The sequence below is a fragment of the Georgenia sp. Z1491 genome (genome assembly GCF_049856175.1).
Taxonomy (GTDB): domain Bacteria; phylum Actinomycetota; class Actinomycetes; order Actinomycetales; family Actinomycetaceae; genus JB111.
Genome location: NZ_JBNDNA010000010.1, coordinates 25792 through 43484, shown reverse-complemented (window position 1 = coordinate 43484; position 17693 = coordinate 25792). Strand labels below are relative to the sequence as shown.

The window sequence follows — 17693 nt, the reverse complement described above, 5'->3', positions numbered from 1 at the left end:
CGAGGCTTCCGAGCAACCTGGTGCTGCTCAGGTAGATCCTGCGATCCGGCTACCTGGGACGACAGTGGAGTCGCCGATCGGACCGTGGCGCCCTGACCAGCACCATCGACAACCACGGCGCGCAGCGGGCGCAGCTACCGCGCCGCCCGGGCCTCCAGCGCCGCAGCGTAGAGGTCGTTCTTCCTCAGGCCCGTGGCCGTCGCGACCTCGCCGGCGGCGTCCTTGAGGCGCAGCCCGTCCGCGGCGAGGGCGAGCACCTCGTCCACGTGGTCGGCCACCGTCGCCACCGTCGGCGGCGCACCCCCGACGACGACGCAGATCTCGCCGCGCACCTCGTCCTCCCAGGCGGCGAGCTCGCCGAGCGTGCCGCGGCGGACCTCCTCGTAGGTCTTGGTCAGCTCGCGGGCGACGGCCGCCGGGCGGTCGGCCCCGAACGCCCCCGCCATCGCGCCCAGCGTCTCGAGCAGGCGGTGGGGCGCCTCGAAGAACACCAGCGTGCGTGCCTCGGCGGCGAGGCCGGCCAGCGCCCGCGCCCGGTCCCCGGCCTTGCGCGGGAGGAAGCCCTCGAACGCGAAGCGGTCGGTGGGCAGGCCGGACAGGGCGAGCGCCGTGAGGACGGCCGACGGGCCGGGCAGCGCGGAGACGCGTGCGCCGGCGTCGATCGCGTGGCGCACGAGGCGGTACCCGGGGTCGGAGACGGCCGGCATGCCGGCGTCGGTCACCACGAGCACGGTGGACCCCTCCTCGACGGCGGCGAGCAGCTCGGCGGAGCGGGCGTCCTCGTTGTGCTCGTAGAGGCTGACGACACGACCGGTCACGGTGACCTCGAGGCGGCGGGCGAGGTCGCGCAGCCGGCGGGTGTCCTCGGCGGCGACGACCTCGGCGGAGGCGAGCGCCTCGCGCAGCCGCGGGGAGGCGTCCCCGGCGTTCCCGATGGGGGTGGCGGCCAGGAGGACGACGCCGGACTGCTCGCTCATGCGCCCAGTCTCCCCCGTCGTCGGACCGTGCTCGCGGCAGGGCCCCGGGCGCGCGCCCGCTCTCAGCCCTTCATCGAGATCCCGACGTACTTGGTCTCGAGGAACTCGTCGATGCCGGTGAGCCCGCCCTCGCGGCCGAGCCCCGACTCCTTGATCCCGCCGAACGGCGCCGCGGGGTTCGAGATGACGCCCTGGTTGAGGCCCACCATCCCGGCCTCGAGCGCCTCGCTCACGCGCAGCGCCCGGGTGAGGTCGCGGGTGTAGACGTAGGAGATGAGGCCGAACGGGGTGTCGTTGGCCATCGTCACCGCCTCGTCCTCGGTGTCGAAGGCCGTGATCGCCGCGACGGGGCCGAAGATCTCGGTGCGGGAGATCTCGGCGTCGGCCGGGACGTCGGTGAGCACGGTCGCCGGGTAGAAGTAGCCGGGCCGGTCCGCCGGATCCCCACCGATCCGGGCCCGGGCGCCGCGCCCGACGGCGTCGGTGACGAGCTCGTCGACCTTGTCCACCGCGCCCTGGTTGACGAGCGGGCCGACGACGACGCCGTCCTCGACGCCGCGTCCCATCGCGAGCTCGCCCATCCGCCGCGCGAGCCGGTCGGCGAACTCCTCGGCGAGCGGTCGGTGGACGAGGATGCGGTTCGCCGCGGTGCAGGCCTGGCCGATGTTGCGCATCTTGGCCTGCATGGCCCCGTCCACGGCGGCGTCGAGGTCGGCGTCGTCGAAGACGAGGAACGGCGCGTTGCCGCCGAGCTCCATGGACGTGCGCATGACGGTCTGCGCGGCCTGCTCGAGCAGGTGCTTGCCCACCGGGGTGGAGCCGGTGAAGGAGAGCTTGCGGGAGCGTGGGTCGAGGATGAGCGGCGTCATCGCGTCGCCGGACCTGCTGGTGGTGACGACGTTGACGACGCCGTCGGGCAGGCCCGCCCGCACGAGGATGTCCGCGAGCGCGAGCGTGGACAGCGGGGTCTGCGCGGCCGGCTTGATGACCGAGGTGCACCCGGCGGCGATGGCCGGTCCGATCTTGCGGGTGCCCATCGCCATCGGGAAGTTCCACGGCGTGATGAGGATGCTCGGTCCCACCGGCTGGCGGCTGACGAGGAACCGCGAGCCGCCCGCGGGGGCGGTCATGTAGCCGCCGTCGATGCGGACGGCCTCCTCGGCGAACCAGCGGAAGAACTCCGCCGCGTAGGCGATCTCGCCGCGGGACTCCGCGAGCGGCTTGCCCATCTCCAGGGTCATGATCAGCGCCAGCCGCTCGGTCTCCTCGACGAGCAGGCCGTGCGCGCGGGTGAGGATCTCGCTGCGCTCGCGCGGCGGCGTGGCCGCCCACGCGGGCTGGGCCGCCGCCGCCGCGTCGAGCGCGGTCATGGCCTCCGCGGGGTCCGCGTCGGCCACCTCGCACAGCACCTCGCCGGTGGACGGGTCCTCCACCGGCATCGTCCTCGCCGCGGGCGTCCACCGTCCGCCGATGAACAGCCCCGACGGGACCGTCGCGATCGCTTCCTTCTCCTGCATGTCCGCCTCCCTTGCCGTCCCGACCATCGTAGAAGTATTGTCGACAATCAGACAACCACTCGAGGAGGTCTCCATGACGACGCTGTCCCCCAGACTCCTGCAGGCGACGCCGGTCACGGTCGACCACGCGCGCGGCAGCCACGTGTTCGACGTCGACGGGCGCCGGTACCTCGACTTCACCGCCGGCATCGGCGTGGTGAGCACGGGGCACTGCCACCCCAAGGTCGTGGCCGCGGCCCAGGAGCAGGTCGGGAAGCTGATCCACGGCCAGTACACGACCGTCATGCACGGCCCCCTGCTCGAGCTCACCGAGCGCCTCACGGACGTGCTGCCCGCCGGGCTGGACTCGGTGTTCTACGCCAACTCCGGCAGCGAGGCCGTCGAGGCGGCCCTGCGGCTCGTGCGCCAGGCGACCGGCCGGCCGAACGTGCTCGTCTTCCACGGCGGGTTCCACGGCCGCACGGTCGCGGCGGCGTCGATGACGACGTCGGGCACCCGGTTCTCCGCGGGCTTCAGCCCGCTGATGAGCGGCGTCCACGTGGCGCCGTTCCCCACGGCCTACCGGTACGGGTGGTCCGAGGAGGAGGCGACCGACTTCGCGCTGCGCGAGCTGGACTACCTCTTCGCCACGATCTGCTCGCCGGCGGAGGTCGCCGCGTTCGTCGTCGAGCCGGTGCTCGGCGAGGGCGGGTACGTCCCCGGCAACACCCGGTTCTTCCAGGGCCTGCGCGAGCGCGCCGACCGCCACGGCATCCTGCTCGTGATGGACGAGATCCAGACCGGTTTCGGGCGCACGGGACGGATGTTCGGCCACGAGCACTTCGACGTGCGGCCCGACGTCGTCACCATCGCCAAGGGCATCGCCTCGGGGTTCCCGCTCTCCGGGATCGCCGCGTCCACCGAGCTCATGGGCAAGGCCTGGCCCGGCTCGCAGGGCGGGACCTACGGCGGCAACGCGGTGGCCTGCGCGGCGGCGGTCGCCACGCTCGGCGTCATCGAGGAGGAGGGGCTCGTCGCCAACGCGGCCGAGCGCGGCACGCAGCTCCTCGACGGTGCCCGCCGGCTCGCCACCGAGGCGGTCGGCGACGTCCGCGGGCTGGGCCTCATGGTCGGCAGCGAGTTCACCGGCCCGGACGGCGAGCCGGACAACGCCCGCGCCCAGGCCGCGCAGAAGGAGGCCGCGCGCCGCGGCCTGCTCATGCTGACCTGCGGCGCGCACATGAACGTGGTGCGCATGATCCCGCCGCTCGTCGTCACCGCCGAGGAGATCGACGACGGCCTGGCCATCTGGGAAGAGGTCCTCGCCGCGGTCTGACCGCGGCCGGGGACGCAGGACCGGGGAGGGACACCGTGGCCCGCCACCTCACCGTCACGCTCGTGTCCCGCGGGGTCACGTGCCGAGCGCGCCTGCTCGACGACGAGGCCCCCCTGACGAGCGAGGCGGTATGGCGGGCGCTGCCCCTGTCCGGCGCCGCGATGCACGCGAAGTTCGCGCGCAACGAGGTCTACACGCTGCTCCCCCGCATCACGGATGCGCCGCGGCGCGAGAACCCGACGGTGACGCCGATCCCGGGCGACCTGTGCCTGTTCGACTTCGAGCCGTGGGAGATCGGCAACCCCGCCTTCGGCTACGAGCCGGGCTCGGCCGCCCACGCGGCCGGCGGGGCGACGGACCTGGCGATCTTCTACGGCCGGAACAACCTGCTCGTCAACGGCGACGTCGGCTGGGTGCCCGGCAGCGTGTTCGGCACGGTGGTCGAGGGCCTGGCCGAGATGGCCGAGGCGTGCAACGACGTGTGGCGCACCGGGTTCGCGGGCGAACGGCTCGCGTTCGCCCGCGCGGACTGAGACGACCGGGCCCGCTCAGTCCTGCAGCTGCTCGACGAACCGGGCGACGGCGAGCACGAGGTCGTCGGAGTGCCGCGGCCCCACGATCTGCAGCCCCACGGGCAGCCCAGCGGCGGTGGTGCCCACGGGGACGCTGATCGCCGGCTGCTGGGACAGGTTGAACGGGAAGCTGAGCGTGGCCCACTGCGGCCAGCGCTCCAGCCCCGAGCCCGGCGGCACCTCGTGGCCGGCCTCGAAGGGCGGGACCGCCACGGCGGGGGTGAGCAGCAGGTTGTGGCGCTCGTGGAAGGTCCCCATCGTGATGCCGACCTGGGCCGCGACCGCGCGGGCCTGGAGGTACTCGACGGCGGAGAAGGTCTCGCCGCGGTCCCAGACCCGGCCGAGGCCGGGGTCGATCGTGTCGCGGGCGCCCGGCATGGTGCGCAGCAGGGTCGCGGCCCCGCTCGCCCACAGCAGCTCGAAGGCCTCGATCGGGTCCGTGAAGCCGGGGTCGGCGGCGTCGACGTGCAGGCCTGCGGCGTCGATGCGGGCGACGGCGGCGTCGACCACGCGGGCGACCTCGGGGTCGACCCGGGCGTAGCCGAGGTCGCGGGAGTAGGCGACGTGCAGGCCTTCGACGTTGCGGCCCAGCTCGCCGCGGAACGTCCGGGCCGGGGGCGGCATCTGGGTGGGGTCGCGGTGGTCGGGCAGGGCGAGGATGTCCATGAGCAGCGCGGCATCCTCGACGGTGCGGGTCATGGGGCCGGCGTGCGCGAGGGGCCCGAACGGGCTGGCCGGGTACATCGGGACGCGCCCGTGGGTGGGCTTGAGGCCGACGATCCCGCAGAAGGAGGCGGGGATGCGGATGCTCCCGCCGCCGTCGGTCCCGACGGCGACCGGCGCCATCCCGCCCGCGACGGCGGCGGACGCCCCGCCCGAGGAGCCGCCGGCGGTGAGCGAGGGGTCGACGGGGTTGCGGGTGACGCCGGTCAGCGGACTGTCGGTCACCGCCTTCCAGGCGATCTCGGGCGTGGTGGTCTTGCCGACGAACACCATCCCGTCGGCCCGCAGCCGCGCCGCGACCGGCGAGTCGACGTCCCAGGCCTGGTCCGGGTCCACCGAGCGGGAGCCGCGCAGCGTGGGCCAGCCCTTGGTGAGGAAGATGTCCTTGATGGAGATCGGGACGCCGTCGAGCAGGCCGGCGGCGTGGCCGCCGAGCCACCGCTCCTCGGACGCCCTCGCCTGCGTAAGCGCGGCCTCGCGGTCGAGCAGGCAGAACGCGCCGAGCTCGCCGTCGACCTCCTCGATGCGGTCGAGCACCGCGGTGGTGACCTCGACCGGGGAGAGATCGCCGGAGGCGTAGGCCGCCACGAGCTCGGCCGCGGACATCTCGACGGGGTTCATGACTCGCTCCCTGGACTCGGCACGTATCCCAGCTCCTTGTCGACGACGTTGCGCAGCTCCGCGCCCGACGTCCACCGCCGGTAGTTGTCGACGAACAGGTCGGTGAGGGCCTCCCGCCAGCCGTGGAAGTCGCCGGCGTTGTGGGGGGTGACGACCACGCCCTCCAGGTCCCACAGCTCGTGGCCCGGCGGCAGCGGCTCGGGGTCGACGACGTCGAGCGCGGCGCCCGCGATGCTCCCGGCGCGCAGCGCGGCCACGAGGTCGTCCGTGCGGACGAGCTCGCCGCGGCCGACGTTGACGAGCCGCGCGTGGGCCGGCATCGCGTCGAACGCGGCGGCGTCGAACATGCCGTGGGTCTGGTCGGTCAGCGGCGCCACCGCCACGACCCAGTCCGCCCGCGCGAGGGCGGCGTGCAGCTCGTCCGGTCCGGTGACGTCGCCGAGGTCGGGGTCCCCCGTGCGCGCGCGACGCCCGGAGACGGTCACCTCGATCCCGACCGCCCGCAGCAGCCGGGCGGTGGCCCGTCCGATCGGTCCCGTGCCGACGACGAGCGCCCGCGTCCCGGCGATGCGCTCGGACTCGCGGTGCACCCACCGGTGGTCCCGCTGCAGCCGCAGGGAGCCGGGGACGTCCTTGGCGAAGGAGAGGATCTGGGTGAGGACGTACTCCGCGATCGGCTCCTCGTACAGGCCGCGGGAGTTGGTGACGACCACGTCGCTCCCCCGCACCTCGGGCGTCATCACCTTGTTGACGCCGGCCGCCGCCACGTGCAGCCAGCCGAGCCGGTCGGCGGCGTGCCATGCGCCGGGGACGGCGCCGGAGAGGAAGTCGTACGCGAAGAGCACGTCCGCGCCCCGCAGGGCGTCGGCCAGGCCGCCCTCCTCGGCGAGACGGATCTCGGCGTGCTCGGCGACGGGGCGCAGGGCGTCCTCGGGCGGGACGAGGCCGTCGTGGAGGACGACGACGACGGGCTTCTCGGGCACGTTGACAACGTATGAGCGGCGTTCCTAGATTGTCAACAATATGGCAATCTGGCGCGGCGCGGAGGTGGGGCCATGGCTCTGACGGGCGCCGAGTTCGACGGCCCGCCGACCCAGCGCGGCATCGGCGTCATCGCGCCCTTCGACCTCGCCCTCGAGCGGGAGCTGTGGCGCTGGGCGCCGCTGGACGTCAGCTTCCACCTGGCACGCACCCCCTACGAGCCGGTGCCGGTGAGCCTGGAGATGGCCGAGCTGGTCTCCCGGCACGAGCACCTGCGCACGGCCACGCGGGACGTGCTCGGGGTGGAGCCTGAGGTCGTGGCCTACCTGTGCAGCTCGGGCAGCTTCATCCACGGCCTCGCCCACGAGGAGAAGCTGCGCGCCGCGATCCTCACCGCCGGAGCGCCCGCGGCGGTGACCACGTCCGGAGCCCTGGCCGAGGCGGTCAGGGAGCTCGGCCTGGAACGTGTCTCGGTGATGACGCCCTACGACGAGCCGCTCACCGACCGGCTGGTCGCGTTCCTCGCGGAGCTGGGCGTGGAGGTGGTGCGCTCGCTCCACCTCGGGCTCGGCGGCGGCATCTGGAAGGTCAACTACCGCACGGTGGCCGAGCTCGTCCTCGCGGCGGACGACTCGCGCTCGCAGGCCGTGTTCGTCTCGTGCACGAACCTGCCGACCTACGACATCATCACGCCGCTCGAAGACCGGCTCGGGAAGCCGGTCCTCACGGCCAACCAGCTCACCGTCTGGGCCTGCCTGGGACGTATGGGCCTGCCGATGGTGGGCCCGGGGCGCCGGCTGCGCGGCGTGTTCGACGACGCCGCCACCACGACTGCCGACGCCACCACGACCGCCGCGGGCACCACGACCGCCGCCGGCGCCGCCGTCGAGGAGGCCACATGAGCGCGCACGCACCGACCGTCGGCATCATCTACCCCGGGCACGCGGCGGAGGACGACTACGCCCTGGCCGCCGGGATGCTCGGCGCGCAGCTCCCGCTCGCCCACGTCTACGGCACCGACCTGCACGCGGCCGACGAGCTGCTCGACCTCGGGGCGCCGGAGCGCCTCGCCGAGGGAGCACAACGCCTCGCGCCCCACCGGCCGGGGTCGGTGATGTGGGCGTGCACCTCCGGCGGCTTCGTCCGGGGTCCCGAGGGCGCACGGCGACAGGTCGAGCGGCTGTCCCGGGCGGCGGGCGTGCCGGCGTCGAGCACGAGCCTCGCGTTCGTCGCCGCGCTCGAGGTCCTCGGCGTCTCGCGGGTCGCGGTGGCGGCCACCTACCCGGACGACGTCGCGGCGATGTTCGCCGGCCTCCTCGGCGACGCCGGGATCGAGATCGTCGCCGCCCGCAGCGCGGGGATCACCACCGCGGCCGAGGTGGGCACGCTCGCGCCGGACCGGGTGCGCGAGCTCGTCCTGGCCCACGAGCGCTCCGACGCCGGGGCGGTCCTCGTGCCGGACACCGCGCTGCGGACGATCGCGCTCGTGCCCGAGCTCGAGTCGCTGCTCGGCCGGCCCGTGCTCACGGCCAACCAGGTGACCGTCTGGCAGGGTCTGCGCCTCGCGGGGGCCCGCACCACGGCCACGGATCTCGGACAGCTGTTCACCCAGGAGGCAGGATCGTGACCATCGATGAGCTCCGGCCCGCGCGGCGCCGCTCCACGGTCGAGCACGTGGCCGAGGAGCTGCGCGCCGCCGTCATGTCGGGCCGGCTCACGCCGGGCACGCAGCTCGGCGAGGTGGAGCTCGCCGAGCGGTTCGAGGTCTCCCGGGGCCCGCTCCGGGAAGCCATGCAGCGCCTGGTGTCCGAGGGGATCCTCGACGCCGTCGTCAACCGCGGCGTGTTCGTCCACGAGCTGTCGCTGGACGAGATGATCGACGTCTACCGCACCCGGTCGGTCATCGAGCGCGGGGCCGTCGAGATCGTGCTGGATGGGCGGCGCGAGAAGGCGCACCGCGCGCTGGGGCGCAGCGTGCGGGCGATGCGGACGGCCGCGGCGCGCGACGACGCCGACGCGGTGGCGGACGCGGACCAGGAGTTCCACGAGGTGCTCGTCGCCTGCTCCGGCAGTCCGCGGCTCATCCGGGCGATGCGGACCCTCGTCGTCGAGACCCGCATGTGCCTGGGCGAGCTGGGGACCACCTACCCGGACCTGGGCGGCCAGGTCCGGGAGCACGAGGAGCTGTGCGAGGCGATCCGCGACCAGCCGGGCGACAGCGTCAAGGCGCTGCTCGTCGCCCACCTCGACGACGCCGTCGCGCGCCTCGTCACCAAGCGCGGGGACGAGCAGCCGGCACCGTCGCGGTCCCGCTAGGGGATGACCATCCGGACCTCGGCGAGCGCCGTCCGGTTCGCGGCCGCGATCCCCAGGGCCGTCCGCCTCGGCGGCACGCCCGAACCGAACCACTCCTCGAGCAGCTGGCCGACCTTGGCCCGCATCTCCGTGCCGAGGCGGTCGAAGGAGTCCGCGGGGTCGGTGCCGACCTGGCCCTGCAGCAGCCACCACGCCCACGCGGCGGCGCCGGCGTTCGCCACGAAGTCGGGCACCACCGGGATCCCGCGGGCGGTGAGCGTCGCCTCGGCGTCCGGCGTGAGGCCCGCGTTGGCGGCCTCCACCACCACGCGGGCCGCGACCCGGTCGGCGTTGTCGGCGCGGATCGCGTAGGACACGGCCGCGGGGACGAGGACGTCGGCGGCCACGTCGAGCACGACGTCGCGGTCGAGCTGCAGGACGTCGTCGGGGATCCGCGACCGGTCGATCTCCCCGTAGTCGTCGCGCAGGTCGAGCAGGGCGGGTACGTCGAGGCCGTCGGCGCGGTAGAGCGTGCCCGCGGCGTCGGCCATGGCCACGACGCGTGCGCCCGCGAGGTGCAGGTACCAGGCGGCGCCGCCGCCCATCGTGCCGACGCCCTGGACCGCGACCGTGGCTGCGGTCGGCTCCGTGCCTGCCGCGGTCAGCGCCGCGAGGCAGGCCTGGGCCACGCCGTAGCCGCCGATGATCTCCCCGAGCAGCAGGCCGTCGGGCGTGCGGGCGGCGAGCCCGGCCTGGACGCGGCGCAGCGCGCGGTCCGGCGCAGCGGAGCGCCCGATGGCGGCGTGGTAGGACTGCTCGAGCCCGAGGCGGGCGAAGGCCTCGTCGATCGTCGCCTGGGTGACACCGAGGTCCTCGGCGGTCACCCAGTGCTCGTCGAGCCACGGGAGCATCGCCGTGCAGAACCGCTCGAGCACGTCGGTCGCACGCGGGTCGTGCGGGTCGAGGTCGATGCCGCCCTTGGCACCCCCGACCGGGAGCCCGAACGCGGCGGTCTTGAGCGACATGCCGCGGGCGAGGTCCGCGACCTCGTCGATCGTGCAGCCCGCCCGCATCCGCGTGCCGCCCGTGGCCAGGCCGCCCACGAGGTTGTGCACCACGAGGAAGCCGCGCACGCCGGTGACCGGGTCGGTCCACTCCAGGCGGTGGGCGTCCACCGGCTCCGCGGAGGCCGGGAGGTGCTCCGGCGGCGCGAGAGTCGTGCGGGTGTGCGGGTCGTGCATGATCGTCACGGGGACCACCTCCGTCGATGCTTCGTGTCCCGCCAGCGTGCGAGCGGCTCCATGACGGCGTCCAGCAACAGTTCGTGCACGGTGCTCTGCACGTTTCCTGCACAGCGAGCGACCGGCGCGGCGCGGCTCGCCCCCGGCCGCGCGTGCTGTCCCGCCCCTACGCTGACCGCATGGAGCTGTCGCTACGTCGACTTCGCATGCTGCGCGAGCTCCATCGGCGCGGCACCGTGACCGCGGTCGCCGCCGCCCTGCACTACAGCCCGTCCGGCGTCTCCCAGCAGCTCGTCCAGCTCGAGCGGGAGGTCGGCATGCCGCTCGTCGAGCGGCACGGCCGCCGCGTGCAGCTCACCGAGCTCGGCGTGCTGCTCTCCGAGCACGCCGACGAGATCCTCGCGTCGGTGGAGCGCGCGACCGCCGCGCTCGAGGGCGCCCAGGAGGGCATCAGCGCACGGCTCACGGGCGGGGTGTGGGCGTCGGTGGCCACCGGGCTCGTCCCGTCCGCCCTCGCCCGGCTCGCCGTGGACCACCCGGGCATCGAGGTCCGCACCACCGAGCTGCCGCCCGAGGCGACGGCCGAGGCGGTGCTCGACGGCGTGCTCGACTTCTCGTTCGTCATCGACTACTCCGACTACCCGATGCCGTGGGAGGGCAATCTCGTCCGCACGGTGATCGCGGTCGAGCGGCTGCACGTGGCCGCGCCGGCGGGCGTGCTCCCCGGCGGCACCCTCTCCCTCGCGCAGCTCGCCGACTCGCCGTGGATCCTGGCGGGCTCCCGCTCGCACTTCGGCCGGGCCGTGCGCATCGCCTGTCAGCGGCACGGGTTCGAGCCGCGGATCGTCCACACGGTCGAGGAGCAGTCCACGGCGTTGGCCATGGTCGCCGGCGGGCTCGGCGTCACCCTCGTCTCCGACCTCGGGCTCACCCTCCTGCCCGACGGGGTCGACATCATCGCGCTCGACGAACCGGTCATGCGCACCGTCTCGATCGTCTCCCGGGCGGGCTCGCCGCTGCGCCCGTCGCTCGAGCTCGTCATCGACGCGGTCCGCGTCGCCGCCGCGGCCAAGGGGCTCGCGGCGAGCTCCAGCCTGCCCCTGACCGACGAGGCGTGAACGCGGCTACCGGCGGCCGGCCCGCCTGCCGGGGAGCACCGACCTAGACTCTCCGGGTGACGTCGAGCGACCCCGCGGACGAGCGCCCCGAGGCCTCCCCCGCCGCACCCGCGCCGACCGGACCGGACCCAGCGACGATCTCGTCCTCCTCCTCGACCCCGGGCCCCGGCGCGTCCCGGCACGGGCGGCCGTCCCGGCGCACGGGGCTGCTCCGACGTCGGGACGACTCGCCCCGTCCGCTGCACGGGAGCGCCGACGAGGTCGAGCACACGCTGCGCGCCCGCCTCGGCCTGCGCCCCCTCGGCGAGGTCCTCGACCCCCGCGCCCGGGTCCTCGGCTGGGTGGTCCCGCTGCTCGTGGGGCTCGTCGCCGCGGTGATCCGCCTGCCCCGGCTCGGCATCCCCGAGCGGCTGGCGTTCGACGAGACCTACTACGTCAAGGAGGCCTACTCCTTGCTCACCCTCGGGTACGAGGGCGACTGGGTCGGGGACGACGCGAACCCGCTGTTCGCGGACGCCGACTTCTCCGCGCTGACCTCCGATCCCGACTACGTCGTGCACCCCCCGCTGGGGAAGTGGATCATCGCCCTCGGGATGCGGCTCCTCGGCCCGGAGAACCCGGAGAGCTGGCGGATCGCCTCGGCTCTCGCGGGGATCGTCATGGTCGTCCTCGTCGCCCGGCTGGGCGCCCGGCTGTTCCGCTCGCCGCTGCTCGGCGGCGTCGCCGGCCTGCTCCTCGCCCTCGACGGCGTCGGTATCACGGCCAGCCGCATCGGCCTGCTCGACATCTTCCTCGCCCTCCTCGTGCTCGTCGGCACGATGCTCGTGGTCAAGGACCGCGAGTCGACGCGCGCGATCCTCGCCCGTCGCTCCGCGGAGGCGATCGCCCGCTCCGGCACGGGGCTGCTCCCCCGCTCCGGCGCCCCGTCGGTGGGCATGCGGTGGTGGCTGGTGGCCGCCGGCGTCGTGCTCGGCGCCGCGTGCGGGGTCAAGTGGTCCGGCGCCTACGCCGTCGCGGTGCTCGGCCTGATGATCTTCGTCTGGGACACGGCTGCGAGGCGCGCCGTGGGTGCGCGCGCCTGGCTCTCCGACGGGGTCTGGCGCGGCGGGGCGCCCGCGTTCTTCGCGCTCGTCCCGACGGCGGCGCTCGCGTACGTGGCCAGCTGGGCGTCGTGGTTCGCCTCGTCGTCGGCGTTCCACCGGACGTGGGCGGCCGACCAGCGGGCGGCGGGCATCCCGACGGGTTACCCGTCGTGGCTCCCGGACTCCTTCGTGTCCTGGTGGGACTACCACGCGATGATGATGGAGTTCCACACCGGGCTGGTGAACCCGCACGAGTCCCAGGGGCACCCGCTGGTGTGGCTGCTCCAGCTGCGCCCCACCCTGTTCTACCGGGCCGGCGGCGAGGAGCGGACCACGCTGGGGATGTGCGGCGACGAGCAGTGCATCGCCGGCGTGACCTCGATGGGGAACCCGCTGATCTGGTGGCTCGCCGTCGTCGGCCTGGGGGTCGTCCTGTACGCGGCGTTCCGGCTGCGGGACTGGCGCGCGTGGGTGGTCCTGTCCGGCTACCTGTCGATGTGGCTGCCGTGGGTGGTGCTGTACTCGCACCGCACGATCTTCCAGTTCTACTCGATCGCGTTCGTGGCGTTCGTCGTCCTCGCGCTGACCTACGCGCTCGGCTGGGTGCTGGGGATCCTCCGGCCACCGACCGACGCACCGGTCCCCCGCGGCGAGCCGCGCGAGAGCGAGGTCGCGCGGTGGCGGTGGCTCCGCGGCCACTTCGCCCGGGTCGTGCCGTTCGCGCAGCGGCCCGCCGTGCCGGACGTTTCCGGCGCGGTGCCCGCCGGGCCCGGGACCGGGAGCGACGTGCCCGACGACGGACGCCGGCCCGACGGCGAACGCGGGACCCCCGGTGACCGGCCGCCCGCCGCGCGCCCGGGGCTCCTCGCGCTCGCGGTCTCGGAGGACGCCTCGACCTCGATGGGGCGCACGGGGTGGATCGCCCTGGGCGTCGTGCTCGTCTCCGTGATCGCCGTCTCGGCCTGGTACTACCCCGCGTGGACCGCGTGGAACCTCACCGAGGCCGCGTGGGAGCTGCGGGTCTGGGGCGGCTGACCGGCACGGACCCGGTTGCGCGGCCTCAGCGCCGGGGGCCGATGCCGAACATCGCCCGGACCATGCCGCGGGTGCGCCGACCGTAGGGGGCGCGCACGAGCGCGAGCGTGTCGGGCCGCAGGGGCTTGCTGAACACCGACTTCTCGTGGCTGAAGAGCCGCACCGACGCCTCGCCGTGGTAGGCACCGGTCCCCGACTCCCCCACGCCCCCGAAGGGCAGACCGGGGGTGGAGAGCTGGAGCATGGGCGCGCCGAACGCCATGCCGCCCGCGCGGACCTCGCGCACGAGGCGCCGACGGTCGGCGTCGTCGTCGGTGAAGGCGTAGGCGGCGAGCGGGTGCTCGCCGGCGCGGATCTGGTCGATCGCCGAGCCGAGGGAGTCGACCTCGACGATCGGCAGGACGGGGCCGAAGATCTCCTCGCTCATCACCCGGTGGTGGGGGCGGACGCCCGTGAGGATCGTCGGCTCGAGGTAGCGGGCGGCGGTGTCGCGACGTCCCCCGTGGTGGAGGTGGGCTCCGGCGGCGACGGAGTCGTCGAGCAGCGCCGCGACGCGGGCGTGGTGCTGCTCGCTGACCAGGCATCCGTAGTCGGGGCTCGCGGACGGGTCCGCCCCGTACATGGCGCGCACGGCGTCGGCGAGGTGGTCGGCGAGCGGGCCGGCGGCGTCGGGCGTGGTGAGGACGTGGTTGGGGGCCACGCAGGTCTGGCCCGCGTTGAGCCACTTCGCCCAGGCGATCCGACCGGCGACCGCCTTCAGGTCCTGGCGCGGGTCGACCCACACGGGGCTGCAGCCGCCCAGCTCGAGCGTGACCGGGGTGAGGTTCTGCGCCGCGGCGGTCGCGACGATGCGGGCGACCCGGCTGCCGCCGGTGTAGAAGATGTGGTCGAGGCGCTCCTCCAGCAGCGCGGTCGTCGTCCCCGCCCCGCCCTGCACGATGCCGACGACGTCCGGGTCGAGGTGCCGGGCCGCGAGGCCCGCCAGCGCGCGCGAGGTGGCGGGCGCGACCTCGCTCGGCTTGAGGACCACGGTGTTCCCGGCGGCGAGCGCCCCCACCAGCGGTGCGAGGACCAGCTGGACCGGGTAGTTCCACGGCGCGATGACACCGACGACGCCGAGCGGCTCGCGCACGACGGTCGCCGACGCCGGCAGGAGTGTCGCCGGCACCGGCACGCGGCGGTTGCTGGTCCACCGCCTGAGGTTCCGGGCGACATGGTCGAGCTCGCCGACGGTGAAGGCGATCTCGACGAGCCAGCTCTCGGTCGGGTGCCGGCCGAGGTCGGCGGCCAGGGCGTCGCCAAGCTCGTCGCCACCCTCGGTCAGGAGGCGCCGCAGGTCCGCGAGGTGGGCACGCCGGGACTCGCGCGGGAGGGTGGCCCCGGCCTCGAACGTGCGCCGCAGGCGCGCGACGACGCCCGGGACGTGGGCCTCGTCGGAGGGCACCGGGGGATGCTGGTCGGCCATGTCCTCGACCGTAGCCGCCGGGGTGGGGTGCCGCAGGGTGCGGTGGTGGCGCCGGCGCGGATGCGGGTGCGGGTGCACCCACGTGCGGGTGACGTCTCCACAGGTGTCGCGGCGACCTCGCCATCCACAGCGGGTCGGCCGCAGCGTGCGCCGCCGGCCCGAGAGACGTCACGATGCACCTATGACGCAGACGAGCAGCGACGCCGCGACCGAACCCGGGGACGGCCTCGTCGTCGGGGAGGACGGTCTCGCCCGGCCGGGATGGGCGGCGACCGACCCGCTGCTGCGCGAGTACTACGACTCGGAGTGGGGCATGCCGGTCACCGACGAGCGGGGGCTGTTCGAGCGGATCAGCCTCGAGGTGTTCCAGTCCGGGCTCGCGTGGGTGACGATCCTGCGCAAGCGGGCGGCGTTCCGGTCCGCGTTCGCGCAGTTCGACCCGGACGCGGTGGCGGCGTTCGACGCGACGGACGTCGAACGGCTGATGGCGGATGCGGCGATCGTCCGCAACCGACGCAAGATCGACTCGACGATCGACAACGCGCGGGCGACCGTGGCCCTGCGCGAGGCCGGCGGGCTGGTGGACCTCGTGTGGTCCCACCGGCCGGATGCCACACCTGCCCCGCGGTCGGTGGACGAGGTCCCGAGCTCGTCGCCGGAGTCCGTGGCCCTGGCGCGGGCGCTCAAGACCGCCGGCTTCCGCCACGTCGGCCCGACGACGATGTTCGCCCTGATGGAGGCCGTCGGGATCGTCGACACGCACCTGGTGGGTAGCCACCGGCGCGGGACCTCGGGGGTGTGGGGGTCGGCCGTCTGATCGGCCCTCGTCAGGGAGCAGCGCCGGGGTCCAGGCGGCGCAGTCCCGGTACGCCGTCGAGGTCCCGGTCCGGCGAGACGATCGCGTCGAACCCCTGCTCGAGTGCGGTCGCTGCGTGCACGGCGTCGCGACCGCCCACGCCGCCGGCGGCGACGAGATCCAGCATGCGGGAGACGATCGTGTCGTCGAACGCGTGGACGCGGCACATGGTCCGCACGTCTCGCACGAGCGAGACTGCCACGCCCCGATCCCCCCGCCGCATGCGATGGAACAGGAGCTCCTGGATCGCCTCGGTGCTGATGTTGAGCTCGACGTCACCGGCCGCGGCGGCGTGGAGCAGTGCCCGGCAGGGCTCACGCAGCGGATGGTGGCCACCCACGGCGAGCGCCAGCACCGCGGTGTCGACGAAGATCCGCTCCCTCACTCCGCGCCTGTGGACGTGGCGTCGAGGACCGGACCGGGATCGCGGCCCGCAAGAAGGCTCGCCTTCGAGTCGGCCCAGTCGGGCTCGGCGGCACCGGGTTCGGCGGTGGCCTCAAGCACGCGCCGTGCGGCCGCTCCAGCTGCTGAGGTCGCTGCCGCGTCGTCGAAGTGGGCGTCGATCGCCGAGCGCACGAGGGCGCCGACGGAGCGCCCCGTGGCACGCGCCTCGGACTCCAACCGCTCGTACCTCTGCGCGTCGACGAGGACCTGGAGCCGCCGCTCGAGCAATGACATGCGCAGACCGTAGCATGTGCATACCTGCTCATGTCTGGAGTCCCCGCCGTCCCACCTGGTGGGCTCAGCCGGTTCCGCGCCGCACGACCCCAGGCCGGCACGGTTCACTACGCTGGACATCTCGTCGACCCCGAGGAGCAGCACGTGACCGACCACCAGACCTTCACCGCACGGCTCGACGCCGGCCCGGTGATCTGCGCCGAGGGATTCCTCTTCGAGCTCGAGCGGCGCGGCTACCTCACCGCCGGCGAGTTCGTGCCCGAGGTCGCGCTCGAGCACCCCGAGGCCCTCACGGCGCTCCACGTCGACTTCCAGCGAGCCGGGTCGGACATCGTGGAGGCGTTCACGTACAACGGCCACCGCGAGAAGATGCGGGTGATCGGCAAGGAGGATCTGCTCGAGCCGCTCAACCGCTCCGCGCTGCGCATCGCGCGCGAGGTCGCCGACCGCGTACCCGGCAACCTCGTGGCCGGCAACATCTCGAACTCCAACATCTGGGACCCGTCCGACACCGCGCGCCAGGACGAGGTGCGTGCGATGTTCGAGGAGATGGTCGGCTGGGCCGTCGAGGAGGGCGCCGACCTCATCGTCGGGGAGACCTTCTACTACGCGGGAGAGGCGCTGGCCGCCCTCGAGATCGCCAAGGGCTCGGGCCTGCCGGTGGTGCTCACCCTCGCGCCGATGGCCTTCCAGGAGATGGCCGACGGACTCGGGATCGTCGAGACCGCACAGCGCCTCGAGCAGGGCGGGGCCGACGTCGTCGGGCTCAACTGTTTCCGGGGCCCGGACACGATGCTGCCGTGGCTGCGCGAGATCCGCGCCGCCGTCTCCTGCCACGTGGGCGCCCTGCCGATCCCCTACCGGACGACGGAGGCCGAGCCCACGTTCTTCAACCTCTCCGACGTCGCCGCCTCCGTCCCCGCGCCGCACGGCCGGACGTTCCCGACCGCGCTGGACCCGCTGTACGCCAACCGCTACGAGATCGGCGCGTTCGCCCGCGAGGCCCTCGACCTCGGCGTGAACTACCTGGGCGTGTGCTGCGGCGCGGCGCCGATCCACATCCGCGAGGTCGCCGAGGCGGTCGGGCGGACCACGGAGGCGAGCCGGTTCTCCGAGCGCATGGAGAACCACTTCATGTACGGCAGCCACGAACGGCTCCCGGAGCACATCGCGGCCCTCGGGTCGCGCGCCTGACCTGGGTCGCCACCCTGCGGGCA

Annotated in this window: 17 protein-coding genes; 9 read left to right on the top strand and 8 right to left on the bottom strand. The window is 74.2% G+C overall.

Going from position 1 to position 17693, the window contains the following annotated elements; translation table 11 throughout:
* Positions 1-134: 134 nt before the first annotated feature.
* Positions 135-977, bottom strand: coding sequence for a 16S rRNA (cytidine(1402)-2'-O)-methyltransferase (gene rsmI, locus ACPYO4_RS11190; protein WP_425709320.1), 843 nt, complete (start codon positions 975-977; stop codon positions 135-137).
* A 62-nt stretch (positions 978-1039) separates the two neighbouring features.
* Complete coding sequence (locus ACPYO4_RS11185; protein WP_425709319.1) at positions 1040-2494, bottom strand: NAD-dependent succinate-semialdehyde dehydrogenase; 1455 nt, start codon at positions 2492-2494, stop codon at positions 1040-1042.
* A 73-nt stretch (positions 2495-2567) separates the two neighbouring features.
* On the opposite strand from ACPYO4_RS11185, the gene ACPYO4_RS11180 reads away from it, so the two are divergent.
* Together ACPYO4_RS11180 and ACPYO4_RS11175 are read left to right on the top strand one after the other, a co-directional pair.
* A complete protein-coding gene (locus tag ACPYO4_RS11180) occupies positions 2568-3809 on the top strand; it encodes an aspartate aminotransferase family protein (protein WP_425709318.1) in 1242 nt (413 codons plus the stop codon).
* A gap of 35 nt (positions 3810-3844) precedes the next feature.
* Entirely contained in the window at positions 3845-4342 is a 498-nt protein-coding gene (locus ACPYO4_RS11175) for a DUF3830 family protein (protein ID WP_425709317.1), read from the top strand.
* A 15-nt stretch (positions 4343-4357) separates the two neighbouring features.
* On the opposite strand, the gene ACPYO4_RS11170 is transcribed toward ACPYO4_RS11175, so the two are convergent.
* Entirely contained in the window at positions 4358-5725 is a 1368-nt protein-coding gene (locus ACPYO4_RS11170; protein ID WP_425709316.1) for an amidase, read from the bottom strand.
* Positions 5722-6708: a D-2-hydroxyacid dehydrogenase gene (locus ACPYO4_RS11165; protein ID WP_425709315.1), complete on the bottom strand. Its 987-nt coding sequence runs from the start codon at positions 6706-6708 to the stop codon at positions 5722-5724. The genes ACPYO4_RS11170 and ACPYO4_RS11165 overlap by 4 nt, the downstream gene beginning before the upstream one ends.
* Before the next feature lie 72 nt (positions 6709-6780).
* Here ACPYO4_RS11165 and ACPYO4_RS11160 point away from each other — a divergent pair, with 72 nt between their 5' ends.
* From ACPYO4_RS11160 to ACPYO4_RS11150, 3 genes are read left to right on the top strand one after another with little or no spacing between them, the layout of a single operon-like run.
* A complete protein-coding gene (locus tag ACPYO4_RS11160; RefSeq protein WP_425709314.1) occupies positions 6781-7608 on the top strand; it encodes a maleate cis-trans isomerase family protein in 828 nt (275 codons plus the stop codon).
* A complete protein-coding gene (locus ACPYO4_RS11155) occupies positions 7605-8333 on the top strand; it encodes a maleate cis-trans isomerase family protein (protein WP_425709313.1) in 729 nt (242 codons plus the stop codon). The genes ACPYO4_RS11160 and ACPYO4_RS11155 overlap by 4 nt, the downstream gene beginning before the upstream one ends.
* Positions 8330-9022: a GntR family transcriptional regulator gene (locus ACPYO4_RS11150; RefSeq protein WP_425709312.1), complete on the top strand. Its 693-nt coding sequence runs from the start codon at positions 8330-8332 to the stop codon at positions 9020-9022. Before ACPYO4_RS11155 ends, ACPYO4_RS11150 begins: the two co-directional genes overlap by 4 nt.
* On the opposite strand, the gene ACPYO4_RS11145 is transcribed toward ACPYO4_RS11150, so the two are convergent.
* Entirely contained in the window at positions 9019-10242 is a 1224-nt protein-coding gene (locus tag ACPYO4_RS11145; RefSeq protein ID WP_425709420.1) for a Glu/Leu/Phe/Val dehydrogenase dimerization domain-containing protein, read from the bottom strand. The two genes, ACPYO4_RS11150 and ACPYO4_RS11145, sit on opposite strands and share 4 nt — an antisense overlap.
* Positions 10243-10421: 179 nt before the next feature.
* Between ACPYO4_RS11145 and ACPYO4_RS11140 the strand changes: the two genes are divergently transcribed.
* Positions 10422-11360: a LysR family transcriptional regulator gene (locus ACPYO4_RS11140; protein ID WP_425709311.1), complete on the top strand. Its 939-nt coding sequence runs from the start codon at positions 10422-10424 to the stop codon at positions 11358-11360.
* A gap of 56 nt (positions 11361-11416) precedes the next feature.
* A complete protein-coding gene (locus ACPYO4_RS11135) occupies positions 11417-13477 on the top strand; it encodes a dolichyl-phosphate-mannose--protein mannosyltransferase (RefSeq protein WP_425709310.1) in 2061 nt (686 codons plus the stop codon).
* A gap of 25 nt (positions 13478-13502) precedes the next feature.
* On the opposite strand, the gene ACPYO4_RS11130 is transcribed toward ACPYO4_RS11135, so the two are convergent.
* A complete protein-coding gene (locus tag ACPYO4_RS11130; protein WP_425709309.1) occupies positions 13503-14942 on the bottom strand; it encodes an aldehyde dehydrogenase family protein in 1440 nt (479 codons plus the stop codon).
* A 181-nt stretch (positions 14943-15123) separates the two neighbouring features.
* Between ACPYO4_RS11130 and ACPYO4_RS11125 the strand changes: the two genes are divergently transcribed.
* Positions 15124-15759 carry a DNA-3-methyladenine glycosylase I gene (locus ACPYO4_RS11125; RefSeq protein WP_425709308.1) on the top strand — a complete coding sequence of 212 codons (636 nt, stop codon included), beginning with the start codon at positions 15124-15126 and terminating at the stop codon, positions 15757-15759.
* A 10-nt stretch (positions 15760-15769) separates the two neighbouring features.
* Here the strand turns inward: ACPYO4_RS11125 and ACPYO4_RS11120 are convergent, their stop codons facing one another.
* Together ACPYO4_RS11120 and ACPYO4_RS11115 are read right to left on the bottom strand one after the other, a co-directional pair.
* Complete coding sequence (locus ACPYO4_RS11120; protein WP_425709307.1) at positions 15770-16183, bottom strand: type II toxin-antitoxin system VapC family toxin; 414 nt, start codon at positions 16181-16183, stop codon at positions 15770-15772.
* The gene (locus ACPYO4_RS11115) at positions 16180-16476 is read right to left on the bottom strand and encodes a ribbon-helix-helix protein, CopG family (RefSeq protein WP_425709306.1); all 297 of its coding nucleotides are present in this window, start codon (positions 16474-16476) and stop codon (positions 16180-16182) included. The genes ACPYO4_RS11120 and ACPYO4_RS11115 overlap by 4 nt, the downstream gene beginning before the upstream one ends.
* 144 nt (positions 16477-16620) lie before the next feature.
* Between ACPYO4_RS11115 and ACPYO4_RS11110 the strand changes: the two genes are divergently transcribed.
* Positions 16621-17670 (top strand): homocysteine S-methyltransferase family protein, encoded by a 1050-nt coding sequence (locus ACPYO4_RS11110; protein WP_425709305.1) that lies wholly within the window; start codon positions 16621-16623, stop codon positions 17668-17670.
* Positions 17671-17693 lie beyond the last annotated feature (23 nt).